The organism is Streptococcus sp. 27098_8_74 (assembly GCF_041431705.1).
In the GTDB taxonomy this organism is placed as follows: Bacteria; Bacillota; Bacilli; order Lactobacillales; family Streptococcaceae; genus Streptococcus; species Streptococcus salivarius_E.
Map to the genome: position 1 here is coordinate 1 of NZ_JAPVYF010000047.1, position 7,084 is coordinate 7,084.

At 39.2% G+C, this 7,084-nt stretch carries 2 protein-coding genes; both read left to right on the forward strand.

The genetic code is table 11. The features are described 5' to 3' along the window. The coding region (locus tag O3670_RS10650) for a mucin-binding protein (protein WP_371482896.1) at positions 1–2,797 on the forward strand (2,797 nt) is incomplete at its 5' end. Positions 2,798–3,368: 571 nt separating this feature from the next. Then, positions 3,369–7,084: Spy0128 family protein (locus O3670_RS10655; protein WP_371596146.1), on the forward strand; the 3,716-nt coding region annotated here is incomplete at its 3' end.

Sequence of the window (7,084 nt, forward strand, 5' to 3'; positions counted from 1 at the left end):
GTATACCAACGCTCCAGATCCGACTAAGGTAGAGTCAACCACTCTACCAACGCTTCCAACAGGTTATGAGATTAAGTCTGGGCAAAACATTTCAGGTTTTAACTCAAGTAGTCTTCAAGTCCTTCCACCAGATGCGACAGCTGACACTAAGATTATCTTGGTTTCTAAGAAAGAGACTTTGAATCAGGGTACAAGTCAGACGGTTACCTTTGTTGGTGCAGGTGAAAAAACGCCAGCGACTAAGGTTCAAAATGATTTTGTCTTCACTGGGACAAAGGATATGGTTTCAGGTGTCAGCACTTGGGATGTGTCAAGTCATAGATACGGGAGTGTACCAGTTCCAGTGGTTCCAGGCTACATCGCAGATAAGTCTCAAGCTGGTCAACTAGAAGTTACCTTAGCGACTCCTAATGTGGAAGAGCTTGTCAGCTACACACCGGTGGGAAGAATCATTCTTGTGGACGAAGCGGGGAATCAAATTGTTGGCACAAACGCTGTTCCGTATACCAACGCTCTAGATCCGACTAAGATAATGTCAACCACTCTACCAACGCTACCAGCAGGTTATGAGATTAAGTATGGACAAAATATCTTGGGCCTTAACTCAAGTAGTCTTCAAGTCCTTCCACCAGATGCGACAGCTGACACTAAGATTATCTTGGTTTCTAAGAAAGAGACTTTGAGTCAGGTCACCAGTCAGACGGTTACCTTTATCGGGGCAGGTGAAAAAACGCCAGCTGCTAAGCTTCAAAATGATTTTGTCTTCACTGGAACAAAGGATATGGTTTCAGGTGTCAGCACTTGGGATATGTCAAGTCATACATACGGCAGTGTACCAGTTCCAGTGGTTCCAGGCTACATCGCCAATAAGTCTCAAGCTGGTCAACTAGAAGTTACCGTAGCGACTCCTAATGTCGCAGAGCTTGTCAGCTACACACCAGTGGGAAGAATCATTCTTGTGGATGAAGCGGGGAATCAAATCGTTGGTACAGACGCTGTTCCGTATACCAACGCTCTAGATCCAACTAAGGTAGAGTCAACCTCTCTACCAACGCTACCTACAGGTTACGAGATTAAGTCTGGCCAAAACATCTCAGGTTTTAACTCAAGTAATCTTCAAGTCCTTCCGCCAGATGCGACAGCTGACACTAAGATTATCTTGGTTTCTAAGAAAGAGTCTTTGACTCAGGGCACTAGTCAGACGGTTACCTTTATTGGTGCAGGTGAAAATACACCAGCTACTAAGGTTCAAAATGATTTTGTCTTCACAGGAACTAAGGATATGGTTTCAGGTCTTAGCACTTGGGATGTGTCAAGCCATAGATATGGCAGTGTGCCAGTTCCAGTAGTTCCAGGTTACATTGCAAATGTAGGACACGCGGGCTCTCTTCAAGTAACACCAGAAGCTCCTAACGCTGAGGAATTAGTTACATTTAAGCCGTTAGGAAAGATTATTGCAGTTGATACTGATGGTAAAGAAATTCAAGGTGTACCAACAATTCAATATCAGAATGATCCCGAAAATCCAACTAAGGCGGGCAAAACATCATCTCCACTTATCTCAGGGTATGAAACTGATGTTCTCAATATAACCCCAAGTAAGCCAGAAGAAGATACCCCAGTTGTTTATCGTAAAGCTATTCAAGAAGCGACTATCACTTATATTGACCAAACGACTGGTACAAGTCTTGAGAGTGATCATGTTACAGGTAAGTCAGGTGAAATTATTGAATATACTACAGCCGACAAGATTGCATTTTATGAAAGTCGTGGTTATGAATTGTTAACGGATGAGTTCCCAAAACAAGCATACTACGATACTGATACGTCTGTTACCCAAGCATGGAGGGTTACTTTGAAACATAAAACTGTAATAGTAGGTTCTAGGAATCCTCATGATGGTGATGCAATCAACCCAGATGATCCACTAAGTCCAAAATATCCAAGCAAAAATCAGTGGCAGAAAGATGTCACAGCGACAGTTCATTATATTGTATCAGATGGAAATGTTAAGGCGCCAAGCGACAAGGTTCAAGATGCACAATGGACACGCACCGTTACATATGATATGGTGACTGGTCAGGAACTTTCGTCAACAGCATGGAAAGCTAATAAAGCAACCTATGATGCAGTTGTGACTGAAGTTTTAGATGGCTATTACGCTGATAAAGCAAGTGTGTCATCTAAGAAAGTTATTCAAGAAAACCTTGAGGAAACGGTAATATACAAACCGCTCGGAAGCTTACTACTCAAATCAGCAGATTTGAACTTTCCAGAAGTTGCATCTGTAAAATATCCTAATAATCTAACAGACCCAACCAAATCAGGTCTACCAGTTGTTCCAGATATCCCAGGTTACAAACCCTACCTTCAGGACCCTAAGTATCCAAGTAAGTTAGGAAAAGCTATCCAGCCAGGTAGCACCATTATTCCTGAAAATTCAGGAGAGGATATCTCTATATACTATATAGCGGTAAGTCCAGATAAACCAAAATCTTCTATAAAACAAATGAGTAAGCCAAGCAAAACTCAGAAACCAGAACATCCTTCTATTGAAAAGAAATCAGTAGTATCTTCGCAACCAGAAGAAGTAAAACAAGTAAATGAAGCTTCGAGAATCGTTGTTAAGACAGCTTCTCAGACTTCTACTACAAAAGTAGCTTCATATAAAAAACAAGTAGTTCTTCCCAAAACTGGTGAAGAAACAGAGCAAACTGTCGAAGTAGCAGGCTTTTCTGCTCTGATTGTGGCTCTTGGTCTGGGAATTCAAGGTTATCGTCGTAAAAAAGAAGATTAATCTAATTGAGACGGACAAATCTCTTATTAGTTTTAAATAAAGTAAACCAGCAGTTCAATTTGAGTTGCTGGTTTCTTTTTGGGGAGAATGTTTGAGTTTAATATGTTACTCTGAAGTAATTATATGAGAATCGTTTGAATAGTTGTTATGATTCGTCAATGCTGTAATAGTAGGATAAAGTGAAGTTAATGCTCTGAAATAGGGTACAAATATGTGCGATAATAATTGTATTATTAGAGAATGTTCGGTTTTTTAATGTCATAGAGAAGTTCTAAAAAAGTTTTGGAATGGCGTTTCAATTAGAAAATAAAAGGATTAAATAATTATTTTTATATTGAGTGAAGTGTTAATAAATGGTGTTATATAAGGTGTTTTGTTGTTTTATTATCGATATTTCTGATTGTTTGTAGTTGAATAATCAGATAATTGAAAAATAAAATTAAAAAATTTTGACAAAAATCTTGACCGCTAATTGTCAGAATGTTAGAATATAGTATACTCACTTTTATAATTGGATTAATTTTATAAGTGTGTACCTATAACTAACTAACTTATTAGAGGAGGTCTTTTAATGAAAGACATTTTCAATAGACGCCAGCGCTTTTCATTGCGTAAATACTCGTTTGGTGTCGCTTCAGTCTTACTAGGGACAGCGCTCTTTGCTGCTCGTATTGCTCAGGCTGATGAAGTAACATCCCCAGAACCTTCATCTTCAACACCAAGCTCTACGGTAGCAGGTGAGAGCTCTGCCAATTTAGTTGAAACGCCTACAGCATCAACAGCTCAAGCAGATCCTACTGCAGCTGTATCTTCAACTGATGCAACTGCGTCAACATTTAACTTGACACCAGAAGCTTCAACAACAGATAAGGCTGCCGCAGAGACAACTGACAAACAAGCTACAGAAACTGCAAAACCAACTGAAAAAGCTGCTACAGAAACAGCTAAACCAGCTACAGCTGCATCTACAAATGCAGCTGGCAACAACGTTGAAACTACAGCTTCGGCTACAGCAGCTTCAAACGCTTCAACAACAGCAGCTTCAAATGCTTCAGCTACAGCAGCTCCAGTAGCTGGAAATACAGAAACAGCTGAAACAGCAGCAGAAGCTACAACTGCCCAACCAAATGTTGCTACACGTGCTAACGTAGCAAGCGCTGGTGTAGACGTTACTTCAGTTGCAATAGCGAATAATGAACGTAGTAATGCTGCTACTTTGGTTACAGAAGGTGGCCGTCGTCGTAATCGTCGTTCGGCAACAGACCCTGTATCAACTAGTCATACAGTAGGTTCAGCAGCTGCAACACCAGTGATGAGTGATCCAAATGGTGCAAAACTTAAGAATCGTCCACTTGTAGTCCCTACACCAAAAGATCCTACTGACCATGTTACTGCAGGAATCAACTACCAATTGAATCCGAGTGCATCTCAGTATACATATATTGTTACTGATTTGATGGGATTCAATACAGAGTATAATACTAAGTTCTATTATCGTATGTCTAAACCATATGATAACTCAACTAATGTAACAATAGAATTGGTTGATGGTGCTACAAACACTGTTAAAGAAACAAAACAAATTAGTGGTGCAGGAACAGTGAATCTTGGTCAGGCTACTCTAGCACCTATTTCAGGCAATAAACAGGCTTATATTGAATTCCGATTTGAAAATGTTAAAGATGCTGATAAGACAGATCGTCCAGCTCTCCGTGCAACATGGAAATTCAACGGTTCTGCTAATGATTTCGATGGTCAACGTACTGCGATTCAAATTTATGATGTAGTTAACACAGCCAACGAAGGAACGACTATAACTGATCCTCAATATTACATCCCACGTCTAACTACTAAGACGACTTACTATAAAGTTGTTGATAAAAATTCATCAACTTATGATCCAAATCGCTTGGTTGGAAACTTTGTCTCAAATGGCAGTAGTTATGTGATGAATTCTTCTACGGCAGGTGACTACAAGCTGGTAAATGACGCTGGAACTCCACAAGTTGATGCACAAACATATCGTGCAACAGGCTCTGAAGAGAGTCTTGGTTCATTTACACTTACTGGTATGGAAGGGCAAGATTTCCATGCTTCAGCTCTTCGTGCTTTTGATGGGTATAAGCTATATCAAACAGCAGATTCACGCTCGCTTGTAGATGTTCTAAAAAAACCTTACGAAGTTGGCCAACGTTGGTTTGACGTTGCCAATGCTGAAGGTGGTGTAAAACGTATTAAAGAAGTTGTAGGCGAAGATGGTACTGTCCGTATTGAAATGTGGGCAATCAAATCTGACAGTCTAAATAAAATTTCTAAAGATTTAAACACTGATGGCTATGTTAAGGTTTATGAAACAGTAATTCGTCCTGGAAGTAACAATAAAATTGACCACCCAGAAGACTTCGGTAAGTATCCTGAAATCGATGATGCTGGATGGAATAAAGATAATAATAAGCCAGTTAGAGATGGTTTGAAACCAGAATTACGTGATAAGCTTGTTGTTGGAAAACCATTTGCTATTTTCTCGGATAAACAAAATACAAACTATCTTGGTGATTTGGAATATGGTAAACCTAACGTAGCTGATTTTATCTATAAACGTCCAAACGGGACATTTTATAAAATGTCCTGGGGAGGGGAAGCAGCTAATAATACTATAGAGTATACAATTACTGAGGTGAGTGCCTCAGAAGCTGCTGGCTATCAACCACGTTATTCAGCTGCGGGTGAATTTTATGCGAACCGTGGCGCTACTGGAGCTGCATATGCTATTAATGGCGTTCCAGTTTCTTCAGGTAACGTTTTCCGTTTGGAAAATAAATTGACGCCCAACTATGAAACGGTCTACTACTATGTTAAAGGTGAAGCTACTAAGGTAACTCCTGAATTTACTAAGGTTCTCGAAGATAAAAATGTAGAGAATAAGCGAACACTTAATGATAATGACTTCAGCTTTAAACTTGTTGAATTGAAAACTGATGATTCAGGTGAAGAACTTGAAGGTGGTCATACTGAAACCGTCACAAATAAATCTGGCAAGGTAACTTTTAGTGATATTAACTTTACTAAAGTTGGAACTTACAAATATAAAGTAACAGAAGTTGCTGGAGAAGATAAAAATGTTGACTACGATGCCATGGAAACTATCATGACTGTAGTTGTTACTGAAAAAAACCAAGCAGGTGATTTAAAAGCTACTGTTACTTACAGCTCTTCTAAAGGTGAAACATCTTCAACAACTGATACAGAGTTCAACAACGTTGTCGTAGCTCCAGTTAAAGTGAAATTTGACTTCACTAAGAAATTGGCTGGACGTGAACTTAAAGATGGCGAATTCAGGTTCATCCTTAAAGATGCAAACGGTCAAGAAGTTGAAACTGTAGCTAACAAAAAAGATGGAACTGTAACATTTACAGAAATTTCATTTGATAATACTAAAGTAGGTACTCACACTTATACTGTAGAAGAAGTTATCCCTGCAGCTAAAGAAGTAGGTATGACGTATGACACTATGAAGGCAACGATCACTGTTGAAGTTGCTAAGAATGGTCACACCTTGACTACTGTAACAAACGTAACATCAACTGGCGGTGTCAATGCTGATGGAACATCAACAGAAGGAACTGATGATAAAGAATTCAACAACAAAATCACTCCTCCTGAAACACCTGAATTCCAACCTGAAAAATTTGTTCTTAACAAAGAGAAATTTGACATTACAGGATCAAAACTTGTAGATGATGACGATGAGTTGACCGATGAGTACACTGCTACAAATGCAAATCCATACGCAGATGGAACTTCAAATAACGAAGCAGAAAATATCAATACGAAGTCAGTTGAACGTGGTGAAAAGATCTACTACCAAGTATGGTTGGATACTAAGAACTTCACTGACAGAAACAACATCCAATCTGTTGGTATCTCTGATACTTATGATGCAGATAAATTAACTGTCAACGCTGCTGATATTAAAGCTTATGACAGTGAAAGTGGTGCTGACGTAACTGATAAGTTTGACATCAAGGTTGAAAATGGCGTCATTACAGCAACATCTAAAGCTTCTATGAACAAATCTTTAGGTGATGCTGATAACACTCAAGTTGTCGACACAACTAAATTTGCATTTGGTCGCTACTACAAATTCGATATTCCAGCAACAGTTAAAGCTGACGTTGCAGGTGGCGTAGACATCGAAAACAAAGCGAACCAAATCGTTCACGTTTACAACCCAGTAAGTAAATCTGTAGAAACTCCAGAAAAACCAACTCAAAAACGTGTGAACAG